Origin of the sequence: Vreelandella subterranea (assembly GCF_900111305.1) — a bacterium.
GTDB classification, from domain to species: domain Bacteria; phylum Pseudomonadota; class Gammaproteobacteria; order Pseudomonadales; family Halomonadaceae; genus Vreelandella; species Vreelandella subterranea.
The window spans coordinates 85,498-106,699 of the sequence record NZ_FOGS01000009.1; the positions used below are offsets into that span (position 1 = coordinate 85,498).

Genomic DNA, 21,202 nt, shown 5'->3' on the forward strand with positions numbered 1-21,202 from the left:
GGAGAAACACATGTCAGGTCAAACGCTTTACGACAAATTGTGGAATCAGCACCTGGTCAAGCAGCGCGATGACGGCACCGCGTTGATCTATATCGACCGCCATATGCTCCACGAAGTGACCTCGCCCCAGGCCTTTGAAGGACTGCGTTTGGCGAACCGCAAGCCCTGGCGCCTGGATACCAACCTCGCGACCACTGACCATAACGTGCCGACGACCCTGATAGAGCGTTCTCAGGGTAATAGCGGTATCAAAGATCCGGTGTCGTTGATCCAGGTGCAAACCCTCGACGATAACTGTGTCGAGTACGGGATCACCGAGTTCGGCATCAACGACCCGCGCCAGGGCATCGTGCATGTGGTCGGGCCGGAGCAGGGTGCAACCCTGCCGGGCATGACCGTCGTCTGCGGCGATTCCCACACCGCCACCCACGGTGCTTTTGGTGCACTGGCCCACGGCATTGGCACCTCGGAAGTCGAGCACGTACTGGCGACCCAGTGCCTGCTGACCCAGAAGATGAAGAACATGCAGGTGCGCGTTGAAGGCGAGCTGGGCCTGGGCGTGACCGCCAAAGACGTGGTGCTGGCGATTATCGGCAAGATTGGCACGGCGGGCGGCACCGGCTATGCCATCGAGTTTGCCGGTAGCGCCATCGAGTCGCTGTCCATGGAAGGCCGCATGACCGTGTGCAACATGGCCATTGAGGCGGGCGCGCGGGTCGGCATGATTGCCGTGGACGACACCACGATTGACTACATCGGCAACCGTCCCTATTCGCCGACCGGCGAGCAGTGGGAAGCCGCCGTGGCAGACTGGCGCAACCTGGTATCCGACCCGGATGCCGTCTTCGACAACGTGGTGACCCTGAAAGCCGAAGACATCGAACCCCAGGTGAGTTGGGGCACCAGCCCTGAAATGGTCACCGGTATTTCCGGCCAGGTGCCCGACCCCAACGCCGCGCCGGACGAAACCGTGCAGCGCAGCCATACCCGTGCGCTTGAGTACATGGGGCTGCAGGCCAACCAGAAAATTACCGATATCAAGCTGGACAAGATTTTCATCGGCTCCTGCACCAATGCGCGCATTGAAGACCTGCGCGAAGCCGCCAAGGTGGCGAAGGGCAATAAAATCGCCGACTCCATCAAGCTTGCCATGGTGGTGCCCGGTTCCGGCTTGGTGAAGCGCCAGGCGGAAGAGGAAGGCCTGGACAAGATCTTCATCGACGCAGGCTTTGAATGGCGCGAGCCGGGCTGCTCCATGTGCCTGGCGATGAACGCCGACAAACTGGGCGCGGGCGAGCACTGTGCCTCGACCTCCAACCGCAACTTTGAAGGGCGCCAGGGCTACGGCGGTCGCACTCACCTGGTAAGCCCCGCCATGGCGGCAGCGGCGGCCATTGCCGGTCACTTTGTCGATGTGCGCAGCCTGCCCGCTAACGATGCAACCCACGCTCAGGAGGCCTAAGCCATGAAAAAGTTCGAACGTTTTGAAGGCGTCGTCGCGCCTCTTGATCGCGCCAACGTGGACACCGATCTGATCATTCCGAAGCAGTTTTTGAAGTCGATCAAGCGGACCGGTTTCGGGGTCAATCTGTTTGACGAGTTACGCTACCTGGATGAAGGCGAGCCAGGGCAGGACTGCTCGCAGCGGCCGCTGAATCCGGATTTCGTGTTGAACAAGCCGCGTTATCAGGGGGCCGAAATACTGCTGACACGGCGTAACTTCGGTTGCGGCAGCTCCCGCGAGCATGCCCCCTGGGCGCTGGAAGACTTTGGCTTCAAGGTGGTGGTGGCACCCAGCTTTGCCGATATTTTCTACAATAACGCCTTCAAAAACGGCATCCTGCTCATCACCTTCGACGAAGACACGATTGATCGCCTGTTCGATGAAGTAGAAGCGAAAGAAGGCTATCGCATGGATGTGGACCTGGAGAATCAGCGCGTGATTACCCATCGCGGCGAAATTCTTGAGTTCGAGGTCGATGAGTTCCGCAAGCACTGCCTGCTGGAAGGCCTGGACGATATCGGCTTGACGCTGAAAGACGAAGACGCCATTCGACGCTTTGAGGAAAGCCATCGCCAGGCACGGCCTTGGTTGTTCCGCCAGCCTGCGTAAGCCACCGCTTGAATAAATGCTAAGGACGTTGCATGACACATAAGGTTCTATTATTGCCGGGTGACGGTATCGGCCCCGAAATTGCTGCCCAGGCAGCGCGCCTGCTGAAAGCCTGCCAGGACGCCGGGCTGGATATCGAGGTGGATGAAGCGCTGGTTGGCGGTGCCGCCTACGATGCCCACGGCGATCCATTGCCTGAGCAGACGCTGGATAAAGCCAAGGCCGCAAGTGCCATCCTGCTTGGGGCAGTGGGTGGCCCCAAGTGGGACAAGATCGAAGATCTATCCAAGCGGCCCGAAAAAGGCCTGCTCGGCCTGCGCAAAAACCTGGGGCTGTTCGGCAATCTGCGCCCGGCCATGCTCTACCCCCAGCTTGCCAGCGCCTCCAGCCTGAAACCGGAACTGGTGGCCGGGCTTGATATCATGATCGTCCGCGAGCTGACCGGCGGCATCTACTTCGGCCAGCCGCGCGGCATCGAAGAACGCAACGGCGAGCGGGTAGGCTTTAATACCTACGTATATTCCGAAAGCGAGATCGAGCGTATCGGTCGCGTGGCCTTTGAAATGGCCCAGAAGCGTGGCAAGAAGCTTTGCTCGGTGGATAAAGCCAACGTGCTGGAAGTGACGATCCTGTGGCGTGAGGTCATGGAGCGGCTGGCACCGGAATACCCGGACGTTGAGCTGTCGCACATGTACGTGGATAACGCTGCCATGCAGCTGGTGCGTGCGCCGAAGCAGTTTGACGTAGTGGTGACCGGCAACATGTTCGGCGACATTCTCTCCGACGCCGCCGCCATGCTCACGGGGTCCATCGGTATGTTGCCTTCTGCTTCGCTCAATGAAAGTGGTCAGGGCATGTACGAGCCCTGCCACGGCAGCGCACCGGATATCGCCGGTAAAAACATTGCCAACCCGCTGGCGATGATGCTCTCTGTGGCCATGATGCTGCGCTACTCGCTGGGCGAAAACGCCATGGCCGAGCGCATCGAAGCCGCCGTGGGCAGCGTGCTGGATGACGGCCTGCGCACCGCGGACATTGCCTCTGAAGGCATGCAGACCATCGGTACTGACGCCATGGGTGATGCAGTGCTTTCAGCGTTTGCCAAGCAGTGAAACCCTCGGTTTTGCGCTTATAAAATCACCATGAAGAATCGTGTATAATGCAAGTACTCATTCTTTGCAGGAGGACTTCAGATGTTGAAAGTCGGTTTCGTGGGATGGCGCGGCATGGTCGGCTCGGTGCTGATGCAGCGCATGCAGGAAGATGGTGATTTCAACGGCATTGAGCCGGTGTTCTTCACCACTTCCCAGGTCGGCCAGCCCGGCCCCGACATCGGTGTGGACGTCCCTCCGCTGAAAGACGCCTTTGATATCGAGGCGCTCAAGGCGCTGGATGTGGTGGTCACCTGTCAGGGCGGCGACTACACCAAGCCGGTCTACAAGGACCTGCGCAGTGCAGGCTGGCAAGGCTACTGGATTGATGCCGCAAGTACGCTGCGCATGGAAGATGAAGCGACCATCGTGCTGGACCCGGTCAACCGCGGCGTGATCGACGCACAGCTGGCCAAGGGCGCCAAGACCTTCGTCGGCGGCAACTGCACCGTGAGCCTGATGCTGATGGGGCTGGGCGGTCTGTTTGAAGCCGATATGATCGAGTGGATGACGTCCATGACCTATCAGGCGGCGTCCGGCTCGGGTGCCAAGCACATGCGCGAGCTGCTCAACCAGATGGGCACGCTGCACGATAGCGTCGGCGAAGAACTGAAAGACACCTCCAACGCGATTCTGGATATCGACCGTAAAGTGACGGCGGCCATGCGCAGCGGCAACTTCCCCACCGAGAACTTCGGTGCGCCCTTGGCCGGTAGCCTGTTACCGTGGATCGACAGCAAGCTGGAAAGTGGCCAAAGCCGCGAAGAGTGGAAGGGCAGCGTTGAGACCAACAAGATTCTGGGTCTCGATAACAACCCGATCCCCATCGATGGCCTTTGCGTACGTATCGGTGCCATGCGGTCGCATAGCCAGGCGTTCACTATCAAGCTGAAGAAGGACGTGCCGCTGGACGAGATCGAAGACCGCATCGCCAAGCACAACGAGTGGGTCAAGCTGATTCCCAACGAGAAAGACGCCACCAACGAAGGCTTAACGCCTGCTGCGGCGACAGGCACCCTGCAAGTGCCGGTTGGCCGCCTGCGCAAGCTGCAAATGGGCGGTGAGTATCTCTCGGCATTCAGCGTTGGTGACCAGCTGTTGTGGGGCGCGGCTGAACCGCTCAAGCGCATGTTGATGATCCTGCGCGAACAGTAAGTTTCCGCCGAGGCCAAAGACGCATCCTAAGCGGAGGAAAAAGCCGCATCCCAAGCGGACGAAAACGGGGGGCGAATCAAACGCTTCCCGTTTTTTATGTGCGCGGATTTTGTCCCACGGATTTTGTCCCACAAAGACGGTACTGTGGTAAAAACGCTATTGTGGTAAAAAAGCATGAAAGCGCTGCACAATGAAGCGGCGGGTTATATAAAAAGTTCAATTGGCAACAGGGGCATCCATGAAACAGCTAGGCGCGCTGGCCGTAGGGCTTTGGCTAAGCATGGTGGGGTCAATTGGCTGGGCGCTTGAGTTGGGGCCTGCCCAGGTGCAGTCCCGGCTAGAGGCCCCGTTGCAGGCCGTACTGCCGCTTGTGGATGGCGATGCGTATTCGCCGTCAGCGATTGAGGTCAGCGTCGCCGGTGAGGGCGCCTTTGCCGACGCAGGCGTTGAATGGACACCGATGGCAGGGCGCGTCCAGGCCGCTATTCAAGAGCGCCAGGGGCAGCCCGTGGTGGTGTTGACCAGCAACCAGCCGATCACCTCGCCTTGGCTGGACCTGCTGCTGACCGTGGAATCCCCCGATGGTCGGCAGTCCCAGGCCATCACGCTGTTGTTTGACCCTGCTGACTACGGTGCTGCCGATCGCCCGGCGGCGTCAGTAGCGCCTCAACCTGCCGCCGGGAATGATGCCGCCGAGAATGATGCCCCTGCCGTGCCGCAAAACCGTGAGGCCGCCCAGGGCGACGCGTACGTGCGCAGCGGCGATACGCTATGGAGCGTTGCAGCGCGTACCAAGCCCGCACAGGCCAGCGTCCAGCAGATGATGCTGGCACTGCTGGAAGCCAACCCCAGCGCCTTTCCCTCGGGCAATATCCACGAAATGCGCGCCGCCCAGCGGCTGACGTTGCCCGATGAGTCGCGGGTGATGGCGCGTTCGGCGGAGCAGGCTGCCGAGGCCATCCGGGCGATGAACGCGGCCTGGCAGCGCCGCGATGAAAATGGCCCCGCGCCGGTGGCAATGCCCGAGGTCGATGACCCTGCAGATAACGCCACGGCCACTGACGCCGGTCCAGTCGAAAGCGAGCCCGTAGAAGAACCCCAGGCAACCTCGCAGACGCAGGCCTCCTCTGTCGAGGCGACTGCCCTTAGTGCGGCGCGAGTGCTAGCCAATGCGGCGACGAATGCAGCATCGCCGTCCGCCTCGTCATCAACGGTGCCTTCCGCTGAAGCCGAGCCCAGTCCGCGGGTCCAGCAGGCGCTTGAGGATATGCGCGAGGAAATCACCGCGCTCCGCGAGGAGGTGGATCGGCTGAGTGAAACCGTGGCAGCGCAGCCAGCGGTGCCCGCGTCGTCGGCGCCGACAGCTGAACGGCCGTCTTTCATGGAGCGCGTCAGCGACTATCAGTGGTGGCTGCTGTTGCTCGCGCTGGTGCTGCTGGTGGCATTGTTGGTGGTGATTCGTCGTCGCCAGCAGTGGGAAACGCCGCCGACCATGTCGGCGGCGGCAGCAAAGGCGCCTCAACAGCCGGCACCATCGACCGCTGGCAGGCCTCGCGTGTCTCCCTCGGTAGCACCGGCCGCATCTTATGATGATGCACCAGCGGTGACGCCAGAAGCGATGGATCAACCAGCGGCAAGCGAGGCGGCGAGCCAGGCGCCACCCAAGCATACCGACGAGACATATACCGAGGACGAGGCGCCCTTTGATCGCTCGGCCATGGTCAATACCCAGGCGGCCGGGCTGGTCGAGTTGGGAGACGAGCGGCGGCTGGCGTTAAAGGCAACTTCTGGAGGGCATAAGCCGTCGTTATGGCTGGCGCCGCCCGCCGATCCTGAGGCCGTGGCGGCCACGCTTTCGTCAATGGCTGCCAGCAAGGTGGATGATGCCCCGGCGTCTGAACCCCGTCAGTCGAGCACGGCCCCGGACGATGAGGGGGCGTGGATTATCGATTATGAGCCGCCCACGCTTGCCTCGGAAAGCGCAACCCGGAAAGAAACGCCCATGCAGCCCACCGTTGATTTTGAAAGCAAGCCAGCGACGCCCTCGAAGGCGCCTGCGTCTGCCGCTGCCCGCGAGCCAGCCCCAGAGCAGGAGTGGGAAATCGAAGAGGTGGCATTTGCGCCCACTCCTCGCGATAATGGCGCGCCTTCCTCCCCTGGCAATGTTGATAAGAGGCGATGACGCTGTTTTACCATTTTGATGAGACACAACCGTTAACCGGCCGCCTGGCGATGGGCATTGAATACGATGGCACGCGCTTTTGTGGTTTTCAGCGACTCAAGCACGCCGCCTCGGTGCAGGCATCGGTGGAAGACGCGCTGAGCAAAGTGGCGGGTGCGCCGGTACAAATTCATGCCAGCGGGCGAACCGACTCAGGCGTGCATGCCACCCGTCAGATCATCCACCTGGACCCACCCGCCCAGCGCTCGGAAAAGGCCTGGGTGTTTGGCGCGAATACCTACCTGCCGCGGGATGTGTCGGTTCGCTGGGTCAAGCCGGTATCCGATGATTTCCACTCGCGGCTGGGCGCGCTGGGGCGCCGTTACCGTTACCTGCTGTTGAACCAGATAAGCCGCCCGGTACTGGAACGGCACAATGTCACCTGGTGCCGCGATCCGCTGGATGCCGACGCCATGCATCGAGCTGCCCAGGCGCTGGTGGGGGAACATGATTTCTCGACGTTCCGCGCAGCGGGCTGTCAGTCGAAAACGCCGTGGCGACAAATGCACTTTATCGATGTCAAACGCTTTGGGCCGCTGGTCATGATCGATATCCAGGGCAATGCGTTCCTGCACCATATGATCCGCAATATCGCCGGTGCCCTGGCAAGCGTGGGTCGCGGTGCCCAGGATGAAGGTTATATCGAGCGGCTGCTGGCGCTCAAGAACCGCAAGATGGGCGATGTCACCGCACCGGCCTGCGGGCTGCACTTTGTCGACTCGATCTACGACGAGCGGTTTGCGCTGCCCAAAGAGCCCTTGGGGCCAAACCTGATGGCCTTTTCCGGCGAATGGACCGGCGAGCGCGAACTCCCCGAGACCCCGCGCGTGGCGGCACGGCGAAAACTGACCTTTGCCAAAAAGCCCCAGGAGACACCGTGACACATACTGAATCCATGCAACGCACACGCATCAAGTTCTGTGGCTTTACCCGCCAGGACGACATCGACACGGCGGTGGCGCTGGGCGTGGATGCCCTGGGCTTTGTGATGTGGTCCAAGAGTTCGCGCAGCGTGGGTATTGAACAATTGGCAGCGCTGGCAGCAAAGGTCCCAGCGTTTGTCAGCCGCGTGGGGCTATTTGTCGACCCGTCTGCCAAGTGGGTCGAGGCATGTCTACCGCACCTGGACCTGCTGCAATTCCATGGTGATGAAACGCCCGAATTCTGTGCCAGCTTTGACCGCCCCTGGATCAAGGCACTGCGCATGCGCGACACCATCGATCTAGCCTTTGAGGCAGAGCGTTATGCCCAGTCGCAAGCCTTGTTGCTTGACGCTTATCGCCCAGGCACGCCCGGCGGTACCGGTGAGTCGTTTGATTGGTCGAGAATCCCCGCAACGCTGGCAAAACCTGTTATTCTCGCAGGGGGATTGACGCCGGAAAATGTCTCGCAGGCCGTCCACCAGGTGAGGCCCTATGCGGTGGATGTTTCTGGTGGGATCGAGGCCTCGCGCGGCTGTAAAGATGCTTCCAGGATGGCGTCTTTTGTCCGTCAAGTGGCGTCGGCCGACGCCCGTTAAGTTCCTGGGTCCGCTCAGCTTGCCCCGGGCTGCGTTTTAAAGTGAATTCATTTATTGTTTGCCTGTTCTGGCGATCTTGTGAGGTATCCCTGTGACAGTCTCAGCAACTGGTGCTTCTGAAAGCGTTTCTAAAACACGTTTCAGTGAGTTGACTCAAATGCCGGATGCCCGTGGCCATTTTGGTCCCTACGGCGGCCGGTTCGTGTCGGAAACCCTGAGCTTTGCCCTGGAAGAATTGGAGCAGACCTACTTGAGTCTGCGTGACGACCCCGACTTTCAGGCTGAGTTTGACCGTGATCTTGCCCACTTCGTGGGGCGGCCATCGCCGTTGTATCACGCCGAACGATGGTCACAGGCCCTCGGTGGGGCGCAAATCTGGCTCAAGCGCGAAGACCTGAACCATACCGGCGCTCACAAGGTGAACAACACCATTGGTCAGGCGTTACTGGCCAAAAAGACCGGCAAACCCCGTGTCATTGCCGAAACCGGCGCGGGTCAGCACGGCGTGGCAACCGCCACGGTAGCGGCGCGTCTGGGGCTTGAGTGCGATGTTTACATGGGCGCTGCAGACGTCGAACGCCAGAAGCTGAACGTCTATCGCATGCGTTTGCTGGGCGCGCGGGTGATTCCGGTCGAGTCGGGTACCCGTACCCTGAAAGACGCCATGAACGAAGCGCTGCGCGACTGGGTCACCAACGTCGATAACACCTTTTACATCATCGGTACCGTGGCAGGGCCACACCCGTATCCCCAACTGGTGCGGGATTTCAACGCCGTGGTGGGTCGTGAGGCACGCCGCCAGTCGCTCGAGCAGATCGGCCGCCTGCCTGATGCGCTGGTGGCCTGCGTGGGCGGTGGCTCCAACGCCATCGGCTTGTTCTATCCCTTCGTGGAAGATGACGATGTCGCCATGTACGGCGTCGAAGCCGGTGGTGACGGGGTGGAAACGGGGCGTCACGCGGCGCCGCTGTCTTCCAATGCGCCGCGGGGTGTGCTGCACGGTAACCGTACCTACCTGATGTCGGATGAGGCCGGGCAGGTGTCGGATACCCACTCGATTTCTGCCGGGCTGGATTACCCGGGCGTGGGTCCCGAACATGCCCTCTGGAAAGACGTCGGCCGGGTGAATTACGTGGCCGCCAACGACAATGACGTGCTTGAGGCGTTTCGCGAACTCACGCACATGGAAGGCATCATGCCTGCCCTCGAAACGGCCCACGCGCTGGCCTACGCCAAGGTGCTGGCGCCCACCATGCGCCCTGACCAGCATATCGTGATTAACCTGTCAGGCCGTGGTGACAAAGACATTATGACAGTGGCCAAGATTGACGGCATCGACATTTAAGGGTCGGCAAGTTTCCAAGGCCAGAAGTATCCAAGGTCAGACGTTTTTAAGGTCATCAGTTTCTAAGGGCAAGCATGAACCGTATTGATCAGCGTTTTAGTGAACTAAAACAGCAGGGCCGCAAGGCCCTGATTCCCTTCATTACCGCCGGGGATCCGGCGCCCCAGTACACCGTTGGCTTTATGCATGCCCTGGTGGAAGCCGGTGCGGATATCATCGAGTTGGGCGTACCCTTCTCAGATCCCATGGCAGACGGCCCGGTCATTCAAAAGGCCTGCGAGCGCGCGCTAAAGCAGGGCACCCGGCTGGTCGACCTGCTCGACATGGTGGCCGAATTCCGCCAGACCGATACCACCACGCCTGTGGTGTTGATGGGCTATCTCAACCCCATCGAGCGTATCGGCTACGATACCTTTGCCGATAAAGCCGCAGCGGTAGGCGTCGATGGTGTATTGACCGTGGATATGCCCCCGGAAGAAGCGGACGTGTTTGGACCGCTTCTGAAAGCGCGCGACCTGGCGGCTATTTTTCTCGTTGCACCTACCACTTCCCATGCCCGGGCCGCTACAATATGCGCCCACGGCGAGGGGTACCTGTACTATGTGTCACTCAAGGGGGTGACCGGTGCCGCGACGCTCAATGCCGCCGACGTGGCAGAGCATCTCGAGCCGTTACGCGGCATGACCGACCTGCCGCTGTGTGTGGGTTTCGGTATTCGTGACGGCGCAACCGCCGCGGAAGTCGCCAAGGTGGCTGACGGCGTGATTGTGGGGAGTGCGTTGGTCAACCGCATCGCCGAGAGTGCCGATGCCCCGGATACCATTGCCGCCCAGTTAAAGCAGGTGCTTGGCGAAATGCGTTCGGCCATGGATGCCTGATAAGTTATTTCATCGTCTACACTAACTGACATTAGTTTGACCCCATTCATCAAGCTTGGTCCCGCCAAGCGTTGACGTACAACGGAAGTCTTTTTGATATGAGCTGGTTAGATAAGATTGTGCCCTCCATGGGGCGTATCCAGCGTAAGGACCGTCGCGCTAGCGTTCCCGATGGTCTCTGGCGCAAATGCCCTAAGTGCGAAGCCGTTCTCTATCTTCCCGAGTTAGAGAAGCATCAAAGTGTTTGCCCGAAGTGCAATCACCACCTGCGATTGACGGCGCGCAAGCGGCTGGATTGGTTCCTGGACAAGACGGGTCGCGAAGAAATTGCGGCTGAGATTGAGCCGGTCGACCGCCTCAAGTTCCGCGATTCCAAGAAGTACAAGGATCGCTTGACCGCAGCGCAAAAAGAAACCGCCGAAAAAGACGCGCTGGTTGCCATGCGTGGTGAGTTGAATGGCTTGCCCGTGGTGGCCGTGGCGTTCGAATTTACCTTCATGGGTGGCTCCATGGGCGCGGTGGTTGGCGAGAAGTTCGTGCGCGCCGCCACCCTGGCGCTTGAATCTCGGGTACCGTTGATTTGCTTTGCGGCTTCCGGTGGGGCGCGCATGCAGGAAGCGCTGTTCTCGCTGATGCAGATGGCGAAAACCTCGGCAGCGCTTGAAAAGCTCAAGCAGGAAGGTATTCCGTATATCTCGGTGTTGACCGATCCGGTCTTTGGGGGCGTTTCTGCATCGCTTGCCATGCTTGGTGACCTGAATATTGCCGAACCCAATGCACTGATTGGTTTTGCCGGCCCGCGGGTCATTGAGCAAACCGTGCGCGAAACCCTCCCGGAAGGCTTCCAGCGCAGCGAATTCCTGCTTGAGCACGGCACGGTGGACATGATCGTGCATCGTCACGACATGCGCGAGCGCGTTGGCGGTGTGCTGCGCAAGCTGACCCACCAGCCGCTGGCCGGTAGTGATCCTGAGCCTGAAGAAGAGCCGCTGGTGTTCGAACCGGTCGTCGACGAACCCCAGGTGGCCGAGCAGGCTGAAGACCCCGAGTGGATCGAGGCGATTAACGGCAGCAGCCAATCAGACACTGCCAAGCGCGACGATTCCTCCCGCAATGCCTAAAACGCTGGCACAGTGGCTTGACCATCTGGAAACCCTCCACCCGGTGGGGATCGAACTGGGGCTGGATCGGGTCAGTCGGGTAGCTGACCGAATGGGCCTGTTGCAGCGCCCCATTGCCAAGCGGGTCATCAGCGTTGCGGGGACCAACGGCAAGGGCTCGACCCTGGCAATCATCGATAGTGTGGCGCGCGCACAGGGTCTGCGAGTGGGGACCTATACGTCTCCCCATCTGCTGCGCTACAACGAGCGCGTTCAGCTTGATGGCAGCATGGCGAGCGACGAACAGCTGGTCGCGGGCTTTGAGGCCGTCGAGCAGGCGAGGCTAGCCGCACCGGCGGTCAGTCTGACCTACTTCGAAGCCGGGACGCTATGTGCCCTCTGGTGTCTGTGCCAGCAGCCGCTTGATCTGGCCGTGCTTGAAGTAGGGCTTGGCGGGCGTCTGGATGCCGTCAATATTGTCGATGCCGATGTGGCGATCGTCACCACCATTGCCCAGGATCACGCCGGGTTTTTAGGTACCGACATTGCCCAGATAGGTCGCGAGAAAGCCGGTATCTTCCGTTCGCAACGGCCTGCCGTCTTGGGCAGCCGCGATCTGCCAGAGAGCGTGGCGGATATCGCCGACGCCCTGTCAGCCCCCGTTTATCAACTTGGACGTCACTTCGAGCATACAGCCGACCCCGCATCGGCCTGCTGGCGCTGGCAGGGCCACACCGCCGCGGGCGATGCGCTGACACTCGATGCCTTACCCGACCCAGGCTTGCCCATGGATAACGCCGCGACGGCACTGCAAGCCTTGGTGCTGGCTGGCGTTGTGCCGGAGGCTTATCCGACCCAGACGGCCCTGACCAACCTGGTGGTGCCCGGGCGAATGCAGTGGCACGGTCAATGGTGTCTCGATGTAGGCCATAACCCCCATGCAGCGGCTTATCTGGCGCGTCACCTGCCCCCTGTCGCGGCAGGTGCGACGCAATGGGGGCTCATCGGCATGTTAAGTGATAAAGATGCCGATGGCGTGATCGCCGCGCTATCATCGCGTATTGGTGACTGGGTGTGCGTGAGCCTTGACGGTGAGCGCGGCCGTGAAGCCACTGAACTCGCCGAGCGGATTGCAGCCCTGGGCGGACGCGTGCATCATTGCGCGGCATCCCCGATGGCGGGAGTGGAGTGGCTGGCGACGCGGCTGGGCCCGGAGGATCGTGTGCTGGCGACAGGCTCTTTTTTCACGGTGGCGGCGCTATCAGCGCAGCCATTGCCACAGGCGTAGCATCGCTTGATGGAGAGGGATATGAAATACGGTAAAACGGAACGGATCAGCGGTATCGTCATTCTGCTCGCGCTGTTGGCCATCATCGTGCCGTGGCTGATGAGTGACCCAGCGCCGCGTGAAGAGCGTCCCCAACCGAATTTTGTCATCGAGCAACCGGTGGAAGTCGAGCGCCGTGACGTTGACCCGCCGCAGCGCCCTGAATCGATTGGCGACCCCGCTGAGCAGGTAGACCCGAGCGTGGCCGCTCAGGCAACTGACGAGCCGCTTGAAGTGGATCCCGCCAGCCCGAATACCGATCAACTGACAAGTAATGATGATGGCGCCTCAGATGAAGCACCGGCGAGCGAGCAGAGCGATCCGATTGCCGACCTGATCGCTTCAAATAGCCAGCCAGTGAGTGATACGCCTGAGGAGCAACCCGCCGACGACCAGGCAGAGTCGGTTTCGCAGGCCAATTCAGCTGGCGAATGGGCGGTTCAGGTTGGCAGCTTCGGCAACCCTGATAACGCGCGGCGCTTGAGTGAACAGCTAAGCGGCGAAGGCTTTGCCGTTTACCAGCGCGACCGCGATAATGACATGACAACCGTCTACGTTGGACCCTTTGCGACCTCGGAAGAGGGCGAAGCGGCAATGAGCGATGTTAAACAGCGAGCCAATGTCCAAGGCCTGCTGGTTCGAGTGCGGGAATAACCATGGCGCTTACCTGGATAGACGCCGCCTTTCTAGCGGTGCTGGCGCTGTCAATGCTGGCGGGGTTTGTACGCGGTTTTGTCCGCGAAGCGCTGGGGCTGGCGGCCTGGGTGATTGCCCTGATGGTGGCCAGGGTGCTGGCCGAGCCCGTCGCCGAGCTGATGAGCGGTTTCATCGACAGTTTTGACGCGCGCCTGGTGCTGGCCTTTGCGTTAGTGATTTTTGCGGTCATCCTGCTGTGTGGCATTGTCATTAGGTTGGTGCATGCGGCGGTCGAGTGGGTCGGCATGGGGTTGCTTAACCGCTTTGCCGGTGCGGCGTTTGGCATCGCGCGTGGGGCGGTCATCCTGCTGGTGGTGACCGTGCTGATTATGCTGACGCCACTATCAGAGCTTCAGGCTTGGCAGCAGGCAACGCTACGCCCCACCTTTATCGAATTGCGCAACTACGCCATTAATCGGCTGGATCAATGGGGCGGTGAACTTCCCGAAGCGCCGTCCACGCTCAACAACATCACGCTGCCGGATTTACGCCAGGGGCGTGAACTTTGATAGTTTTATCTGACATGTACCGGCTTACGTAGGTTAAGCCAGCATCAAGCGAGGTAACGGGAATGTGCGGTATCGTCGGCCTTCTGGCCAAGCAAGCGGTAAATCAGGGTATTTACGACGCCCTGACCGTTCTTCAGCATCGCGGCCAGGACGCTGCCGGGATGATGACTTGGAGCGAGGGACGCTTTTTACTGCGCAAGAGTAACGGCCTGGTGCGCGATGTGTTTCATACGCGTCACATGGCGCGTTTGAAAGGCAACCTGGGTATCGGGCACGTCCGTTATCCCACCGCCGGTTCCTCCAGCGAAGCCGAATCGCAGCCTTTTTATGTCAACTCTCCTTATGGTATCGCGCTTGCCCACAACGGCAACCTGACCAATTCCGAACAGCTCAAGCAGGAACTGTTTTCGACGGACCTTCGCCATATCAACACCAGCTCGGACTCCGAGGTGCTGCTCAATGTATTTGCCCACGAGCTGGGCAAGCAGGGCCTGCACCTGGAAGCCGAGGATATCTTTGATGCCGTACGCCGGGTGCATCGTCGTTGCCAGGGGGGGTATGCCGCCGTCGCGATTATCAACGGGTTTGGCATGGTGGCGTTTCGCGACCCTCACGGCATTCGGCCGGTGGTGTTCGGGACCCGCCAGGCCGAAAACGGCCAGGATGTCATGATTGCCTCCGAGTCGGTCGCCCTGGATGTGGGTGGCTTTGAGCTGGAGCGTGACCTGTCGCCGGGTGAAGCGGTCTTTGTCGATATGCAGGGCAACGTGCATACCCAGGTGTGTGCCGACCGCCCTCAGCTGCGCTCGTGTATTTTCGAACACGTTTACCTGGCGCGGCCCGACTCGATTCTCGACGGCGCCTACGTCTACGGTACCCGCATGCAGATGGGGCGTAAGCTCGGCGACCGGGTGCTCAATGAATGGCCCGATCACGATATCGACGTGGTGATTCCGATTCCCGATACGTCGCGTACCTCGGCGCTGGAGATGGCGCAGCACCTGGGCGTTACCTACCGCGAAGGGTTCATGAAGAACCGCTATATCGGCCGAACCTTCATCATGCCGGGGCAGACCCAGCGCAAGAAATCGGTGCGCCAGAAGCTCAATGCCATCGACATCGAGTTTAAAGATAAAAATGTGCTGCTGGTGGATGACTCCATCGTGCGTGGCACCACCTGCAAGCAGATCATCCAGATGGCCCGCGATGCCGGAGCGCGAAAGGTCTACTTTGCCTCTGCAGCACCTCCGGTGCGTTATCCCAACGTTTACGGCATCGACATGCCCGCGGCCTCAGAATTGATTGCCCATGGGCGTACGGAAGAAGAAGTCGGCGAGTTGATAGGTGCCGACCGGATTTTCTATCAGGATATCGAAGACTTGAAAGATGCCTGCCGTGAAGTGAATCCCGAACTGGAGGCCTTTGACTGTTCGGTGTTTGACGGCAACTACGTCACGGGGGATATCGACGATGCCTACCTGGCGGTACTGGAAGCCAGCCGAAACGACCTGGCGAAAGACCAGAGCGCCGGTGATCACGCCCTGGTCGATATGCATAATCAGGATGACGACGATCTGGACGATTAAACGGTGTGTTTGAACAAGAGACTAGCCCATGCAAGATGACAGCCAGCAAGACGCGTGGTCGCTGGAAACGCTAGCGATTCGGGCGGGACACGAGCGTACCTTTGAGCAGGAACACGCGGAGCCGATTTTTCCCACGTCCAGCTTCGTGTATGAGAGCGCCGCTGAAGCAGCGCGCAAGTTTGGCGGTCACGAGGCCGGTAACGTCTATTCCCGCTTTACCAACCCGACCGTGCATACCTTCGAGCGCCGGTTAGCGGCCTTGGAGGGCGGCGAACGCTGCGTGGCCACCAGTTCGGGGATGTCCGCTATCCTGTCAACGGTGCTGGCGCTGCTGTCGGCAGGCGATGAAATCGTTGCGTCGCGGTCATTGTTTGGTTCAACAGTGAGCCTGTTCGATAAATATTTCGCCAAGTTGGGTATTACCACGCGCTATGTGGAGCTTTCTGACATGGCAGCGTGGGAAGCGGCCATCACCCCCAAGACACGCTTGCTGTTTGCTGAAACGCCGTCGAACCCGCTGTCTGAAGTGGCCGATATCGCCGCACTGTCAGCGTTGGCTAAACGCCATGATGTCTGGCTTGCGATCGACAACTGCTTTTTGACACCCGCGCTTCAGCAGCCCATCGCGCTGGGGGCTGACCTGGTGATTCACTCCGCAACCAAGTACCTCGATGGGCAGGGGCGTGCGGTAGGCGGTGCCGTGGTGGGTAAACACGACGTGCTGGAAGAGGTGTTTGGCGTCGTGCGCACCTGTGGCCCCTGCATGAGTCCGTTCAACGCCTGGATATTTACCAAAGGGTTGGAAACGCTCTCGTTGCGGATGAAGGCTCACTGTGAACAGGCACAAGCCCTTGCCGAGTGGCTTGATGCCCACCCAGCGGTCAACAAGGTGTTCTATAGCGGCCTTGTCGACCATCCGCAGCATGAACTCGCCAGGCAGCAGCAGGGCGGCTTTGGCGCGGTGCTTGGGTTCGAGGTCCTCAATGGTCAGGAGGGCGCGTGGCAGGTGATCGATGCGACCCGCATGCTGTCGATCACCGGCAACCTGGGAGATGTCAAAACGACGATTACCCATCCCGCCACGACCACACATGGTCGCTTGAGCGATGAGCAACGAGCGGCCGCCGGTATTTCGCCGGGGCTGGTGCGTGTCGCCGTGGGGCTGGAAAACCAGCAAGACATTCAAAATGATCTCGCCAGAGGGTTGGATGCCTTGCTGGCAGGTTAGTTGCCTGCCAAACGCGATCTGAAACCGGCCCATGGCCGGTTTTTTTAGCCCGTCCTGATTGTGTAAAGGCGTTGTCCAACGTTTTTTACGAATGGTGTGTTCTGCTTTTTTCAGCGGTTTACAATCCATTTTGCCACTATCATTACCCTTGAATCACGCCCAAAGAGGGCGTCCAAGAAAGGAATATCCGATGTGGGGAAACACGCAGGCCGGCTGGGGCATCATCAGTATTATGTTGCACTGGCTAAGTGCCATCACGATTGTCGGGCTCTTTGCCCTGGGCTGGTGGATGACCGGGTTGGGGTATTACGACCCCTGGTACAATCTGGGCCCCTGGGTGCATCGCTCGATTGGCATGCTGCTTTTCGCCGCGACCCTGGCGCGCATCGCCTGGCGGTTGTCACAGCCTACACCCTGGGGGCATGGAGGCCGACTTGCCATCCTGATGGCGCATCTGGGTCATGTCATGCTGTATGTCATCCTGCTTGTGGTCATGACCACGGGCTATTTGATCTCTACAGCTGACGGAAGTGGTATTAGTGTGTTTGGGTGGTTCGTCGTGCCTGCGCTGGTGCATGGTCTGCCGCAGCAATCAGTGATTGCCGGTGACCTGCATTGGTACAGCGCCTGGGCCTTGATGTTGCTGGCTGTGGGGCATTCGCTGGCAGCCTTCAAGCACCACTTTCATGATCGCTACGACACCTTACGGCGTATGTTGAAACCCACATCGCGCTAACGTATCAGGCTTTCCCCGACGGGATGGCTTCAAAGGAGCATCTATCAAGACGGTGCTTTTCATCGAGAAAGGAGTTGCACGCATGTTGAAGAAAACCTTACTGACCACGGCAGTCGCGGCCGCAGGCCTTGTCACGCTTGGCCAGGCCCAGGCAGCAGATTACACCATTGATATTGAAGGGCAGCATGCCTTTGTACAGTTCAAGATCAATCACCTGGGCTATTCCTACATCCTGGGTAGCTTTGAAGACTTCTCGGGTGAGTTCAGCTACGATGCCGATGATCTGGATGCCTCATCGGTCGATATGGAAGTTCAGGTAAACAGCCTGAATACCAACCATGGCGAACGCGATCGTCACATCTTGAGCAGTGATTTCCTTAACGCAGACGAGTATCCCACGGCCACCTTCACGTCGACCGGGTTCGAGCCGACCGGTGATAATGAAGGCGTTGTGACTGGCGATCTTACCCTGCACGGCCAAACCCAGGAAATTGAAATGCCCGTCACCCTGATGGGCGAAGGCGAAGACCCCTGGGGTGGCTACCGTGCTGGCTTTGAGGGCAGCACCATGCTTACGCTGGGTGATTTTGGCATCGACATGAGTGATTTCCCCGAAGCGATGCATGAGTTGGAGCTTTATGTGACCTTCGAAGGTATTCGCCAGTAATTCAGCGCTTCTAAAAGCGCCACCACGCCTTCGGGGGTGGTGGCGCTTTTGTGTTTATTCAACAGGAGTATAGGTGTTGGCGGCTAGCACTCAGCAAATGGCAGGATTGGGCAAAACCCTGTGGCGGCAAACCTGGCCGATGGCAATTGGGGTGTTGTCACTACTTGGGTTCCAACTGGTTGATAGCGCCTTTATTGCTCGCCTGGGCACGGTACCGCTGGCTGCCCAGTCGTTCACCTTCCCGCTGTCGTTTCTGATCATCGGGATTCAGGTGGGGATGGGTATCGCTATCGCGGCGTTGATATCTCGTGCACTGGGGGCTGGTGAAAAGGCCCGTGCCAAGCGGTTGAGCAGTCTGGTGCTGATGGCGGGTGGCGCCGTGATTGCTTGTCTGGCTATGCTGCTGTGGGCCTTTCAGATGCCGATATTCAGCCTGCTAGGCGCCGAAAGTAACACCTTTGGGCATTTGCGCAGCTATTGGCCGCCGCAGCTGTTATCGGCCTGGCTGGGGGCGCTGCTTTATTTTGTTTACAGCGTTTTTCGTGCCCATGGCGATACCCGGCTGCCGGGAAAAATGATGGTGATCACCAGTCTGATCAACCTGGCACTGGATCCCGTGCTGATCTTCGGCATAGGGCCGTGGCCTGGCTGGGGGCTGCCGGGTGCCGCCTGGGCGACGGCGATTGCCTTTAGCTTTGGGTTGCTGGCAACCGGGGGCCGTTTGTGGAAACGCGGCTGGGCTTCGCGAGAAGGGCTATGGCAGGAAGGTCGGCAGTCTTGGCGGCCTTTCATGGGTATTGCCGCGCCGGCCATGGTGAGTCAGCTTATGCCGCCCCTGGCCGCCATGCTGGCGATTTCGGTGGTGGCTGGCCTGGGTGAGAGCCAAGTCGCTGCCTGGGGATTGGCAAGCCGCCTGGAAACGCTGTCGTTAATGGTGATCTTAGCCATGACGATGTCGTTGCCGCCCTGGCTGGGGCGTTGTTATGGGGCGGGTGATTGGGACCAGATCCATCGTCTGCTGCGCCTGGCACTGGGTGTGGCGGTGGTCTGGCAGTTGACCCTGGGTATATTGCTGGCGCTGGGGGCACCCTGGCTTGGCATGGTGCTGGCTGGAAACCCTGACGTACAGGATGAACTGGTGCTGCTGATTCGTTTCCTGCTGCCAAGCTATGCGGCGCTTGGCGTCTGTATGCTGGTGGTATCCGCGGGCAATGCGTTGGGCTGGCCGCTACGCGCAATGCTGCTGTCTGGCGCACGCTTGTTTATGTGCTATTTACCCTGCCTGTGGCTGGGTGAGCAACTGGCCGGATGGTGGGGATTGGCCGCCGGAGCGGCCTTGGGTAATGTGCTTGCCGGGTTAGTCGCCTGGCTGCTGCTGAGGCGTATTCTGTCCCGTCCTCACCGGCAAGCGAGGGTTAATGCGGGCTAGATGGTGTGGGCTTTTCCTGAAACGCAAAGTAGCCGAACAATAGCGCCATCGCCAGATAGCCCATGCTGAAACTGGGCGCCGCGTTGATGCCGAGCTCGGCCGCGTGCATCAAGCCGACAAACGAGAAAGCCGCTGCGATCAGGGCGAAGATAGCTGCCCGTCGAAACTGATGATCAATCACGGAGACCGTCATGGCGCCCAGGAAAATGGCCATGAACATGGCGCCCTGACCGGTGGCTACAATGGCGGTGGAAATATCGCTGACGATGTCCTCAGCGCCGCGGTTAAAGCGCGTCATCACGTAGTTGGCAAAGTAGGGCAGCATGGCCAGCGCGACCGCGGGGTAGTAACGGCTGTCGTTGGACTGAAACGCCGTGGCGATCATGGAAATGCCCACAAAGACCAGGATAGGAGCGACCACCGAGACGGGGATGATCGCCGAAATCATGGCGATTAACCCGAACATGGTAGCGATGGCGTAAACAGCTCCGTTCAGCAGGCTATAGCCACGCCCGGCCCCCATCCACTTCGCCCCAACGGTGGCAATATACACCGTGGTGGGGAAGACGCCGCCAAACAGGGCGCCCAGCATGGTGCCTGCCCCATCGACCGCCTGGCATTCACGTACGTCATACTTGTCGCCGGCGGCTTCCATGGCCTCGACGTTGTTCATGGTTTCAATGGCGTTATACAGCGTAATTGGCAACACCACGGTCAGAATGGCCAGCATGCCAGTAGCCAGCAGCCCCAGGCCTTCCCACCAGGCCAGGTTGGGCAGCAGCGGGTAAAAACCCAGGTGGGTAAAGGCGTCGCTGAAGCGATCTCCGCCCGCATCGCCAATCAAGTAGGCCATGGCGGTGCCCAGGATGATCGCGAATAGCGAGGTGGGAATTTTCAGCGGCATGCTGACCCGGGCAAGCAAGCCAACAATAATGATGGCCAGCACCAGCAAGCCAATCACCGGCATCTCCAGCGTTTTGAACAACATTTCGCCAGCAATAAAGGTCAGCGCCACCCCGGCAACGGCACCGAGCATGGCAGCTCGCGGAAGGTGATATTGTACCCAGCGGCCGATCAGGCTGATGGCGGCTTCAATGGCGCCGCTGATAAAACAGGCGGCCACTGCCACCTGCCAGGCGAGGGTGACATCTCCCGTCAGCTCCTTGGCGGGCAGCAAGACGCCGAACAGGAAGACGAACATGACCGGCGTGGAAATGCCGTAGGACAAGGCGGTCACATCCGTGCGCTGCTCTTTGCGGGCTAGCCGTGAGGCGCTCCAGGCGTAATAGAAGTTGCCGACCATCACGGCAACCGCCGCGCCGGGCAGCACTTGTCCATAGACGATGGAGGCAGGAAAACCCATGCCAAGCATGGTGATGGCAATGATGACAAAGTTCGCAATGTTGTTCTGGAACAAAGCGAAGAATGCGTCGGTGTCTTCTTTCTTGTACCACGGGTAGTGCTGTTGCGTCGCCATGACTGCCTCTGGTTAATGGGGTGTCGGTGAGGGGCTAAACAAAAATGCCCAGGCAAGCCTGGGCA

19 protein-coding genes are annotated in these 21,202 nt (G+C 59.8%); 18 read left to right on the forward strand and 1 reads right to left on the reverse strand.

All coding sequences use genetic code 11. The features are described from left to right. The first annotated feature begins 10 nt into the window (after positions 1 to 10). From leuC to BMX75_RS13675, 18 genes are all read left to right on the forward strand, one after another. Positions 11 to 1,462 (forward strand): 3-isopropylmalate dehydratase large subunit, encoded by a 1,452-nt coding sequence (gene leuC, locus BMX75_RS13590; RefSeq protein WP_092828795.1) that lies wholly within the window; start codon positions 11 to 13, stop codon positions 1,460 to 1,462. A 3-nt stretch (positions 1,463 to 1,465) separates the two neighbouring features. Then, positions 1,466 to 2,113, forward strand: a complete 648-nt coding sequence (gene leuD / locus BMX75_RS13595) for a 3-isopropylmalate dehydratase small subunit (protein ID WP_092828797.1) — start codon at positions 1,466 to 1,468, stop codon at positions 2,111 to 2,113. Between the two features lie 32 nt (positions 2,114 to 2,145). Continuing rightward, entirely contained in the window at positions 2,146 to 3,225 is a 1,080-nt protein-coding gene (gene leuB, locus BMX75_RS13600; RefSeq protein ID WP_092828799.1) for a 3-isopropylmalate dehydrogenase, read from the forward strand. A gap of 81 nt (positions 3,226 to 3,306) precedes the next feature. After that, positions 3,307 to 4,419 (forward strand): aspartate-semialdehyde dehydrogenase, encoded by a 1,113-nt coding sequence (gene asd, locus BMX75_RS13605; protein ID WP_092828801.1) that lies wholly within the window; start codon positions 3,307 to 3,309, stop codon positions 4,417 to 4,419. 238 nt (positions 4,420 to 4,657) lie between these two features. Further along, positions 4,658 to 6,601, forward strand: a complete 1,944-nt coding sequence (locus tag BMX75_RS13610) for a type IV pilus assembly protein FimV (RefSeq protein WP_092828803.1) — start codon at positions 4,658 to 4,660, stop codon at positions 6,599 to 6,601. Further along, complete coding sequence (gene truA, locus BMX75_RS13615) at positions 6,598 to 7,521, forward strand: tRNA pseudouridine(38-40) synthase TruA (RefSeq protein ID WP_092828805.1); 924 nt, start codon at positions 6,598 to 6,600, stop codon at positions 7,519 to 7,521. The genes BMX75_RS13610 and truA overlap by 4 nt, the downstream gene beginning before the upstream one ends. Continuing rightward, positions 7,518 to 8,159 (forward strand): phosphoribosylanthranilate isomerase, encoded by a 642-nt coding sequence (locus BMX75_RS13620; protein WP_281244573.1) that lies wholly within the window; start codon positions 7,518 to 7,520, stop codon positions 8,157 to 8,159. The genes truA and BMX75_RS13620 overlap by 4 nt, the downstream gene beginning before the upstream one ends. 157 nt (positions 8,160 to 8,316) lie before the next feature. Beyond that, the gene (gene trpB / locus BMX75_RS13625; protein WP_199285239.1) at positions 8,317 to 9,504 is read left to right on the forward strand and encodes a tryptophan synthase subunit beta; all 1,188 of its coding nucleotides are present in this window, start codon (positions 8,317 to 8,319) and stop codon (positions 9,502 to 9,504) included. A gap of 74 nt (positions 9,505 to 9,578) precedes the next feature. After that, complete coding sequence (gene trpA, locus BMX75_RS13630) at positions 9,579 to 10,382, forward strand: tryptophan synthase subunit alpha (RefSeq protein WP_066315273.1); 804 nt, start codon at positions 9,579 to 9,581, stop codon at positions 10,380 to 10,382. Between the two features lie 98 nt (positions 10,383 to 10,480). Then, a complete protein-coding gene (accD, locus tag BMX75_RS13635; RefSeq protein ID WP_092828809.1) occupies positions 10,481 to 11,503 on the forward strand; it encodes an acetyl-CoA carboxylase, carboxyltransferase subunit beta in 1,023 nt (340 codons plus the stop codon). Continuing rightward, positions 11,496 to 12,770 (forward strand): bifunctional tetrahydrofolate synthase/dihydrofolate synthase, encoded by a 1,275-nt coding sequence (gene folC / locus BMX75_RS13640; RefSeq protein WP_092828811.1) that lies wholly within the window; start codon positions 11,496 to 11,498, stop codon positions 12,768 to 12,770. Before accD ends, folC begins: the two co-directional genes overlap by 8 nt. A 21-nt stretch (positions 12,771 to 12,791) precedes the next feature. Further along, positions 12,792 to 13,463 carry an SPOR domain-containing protein gene (locus BMX75_RS13645; protein WP_092828813.1) on the forward strand — a complete coding sequence of 224 codons (672 nt, stop codon included), beginning with the start codon at positions 12,792 to 12,794 and terminating at the stop codon, positions 13,461 to 13,463. A 2-nt stretch (positions 13,464 to 13,465) separates the two neighbouring features. Continuing rightward, complete coding sequence (locus BMX75_RS13650; protein ID WP_092828815.1) at positions 13,466 to 14,014, forward strand: CvpA family protein; 549 nt, start codon at positions 13,466 to 13,468, stop codon at positions 14,012 to 14,014. A gap of 62 nt (positions 14,015 to 14,076) precedes the next feature. Further along, positions 14,077 to 15,600, forward strand: coding sequence for an amidophosphoribosyltransferase (gene purF / locus BMX75_RS13655; protein WP_066315288.1), 1,524 nt, complete (start codon positions 14,077 to 14,079; stop codon positions 15,598 to 15,600). 28 nt (positions 15,601 to 15,628) lie between these two features. After that, positions 15,629 to 16,828 carry an O-succinylhomoserine sulfhydrylase gene (locus tag BMX75_RS13660; RefSeq protein WP_092828817.1) on the forward strand — a complete coding sequence of 400 codons (1,200 nt, stop codon included), beginning with the start codon at positions 15,629 to 15,631 and terminating at the stop codon, positions 16,826 to 16,828. Between the two features lie 190 nt (positions 16,829 to 17,018). Continuing rightward, positions 17,019 to 17,564: a cytochrome b gene (locus BMX75_RS13665; RefSeq protein ID WP_092828819.1), complete on the forward strand. Its 546-nt coding sequence runs from the start codon at positions 17,019 to 17,021 to the stop codon at positions 17,562 to 17,564. Between the two features lie 82 nt (positions 17,565 to 17,646). Then, on the forward strand, positions 17,647 to 18,231 hold the full coding sequence (locus BMX75_RS13670) for a YceI family protein (RefSeq protein ID WP_092828821.1): 585 nt from the start codon (positions 17,647 to 17,649) through the stop codon (positions 18,229 to 18,231). Positions 18,232 to 18,328: 97 nt separating this feature from the next. Beyond that, positions 18,329 to 19,660: an MATE family efflux transporter gene (locus BMX75_RS13675; protein WP_092828823.1), complete on the forward strand. Its 1,332-nt coding sequence runs from the start codon at positions 18,329 to 18,331 to the stop codon at positions 19,658 to 19,660. Here BMX75_RS13675 and BMX75_RS13680 read toward each other — a convergent pair. Further along, on the reverse strand, positions 19,647 to 21,137 hold the full coding sequence (locus tag BMX75_RS13680) for a SulP family inorganic anion transporter (protein WP_092828825.1): 1,491 nt from the start codon (positions 21,135 to 21,137) through the stop codon (positions 19,647 to 19,649). The two genes, BMX75_RS13675 and BMX75_RS13680, sit on opposite strands and share 14 nt — an antisense overlap. Between the last annotated feature and the right edge of the window lie 65 nt (positions 21,138 to 21,202).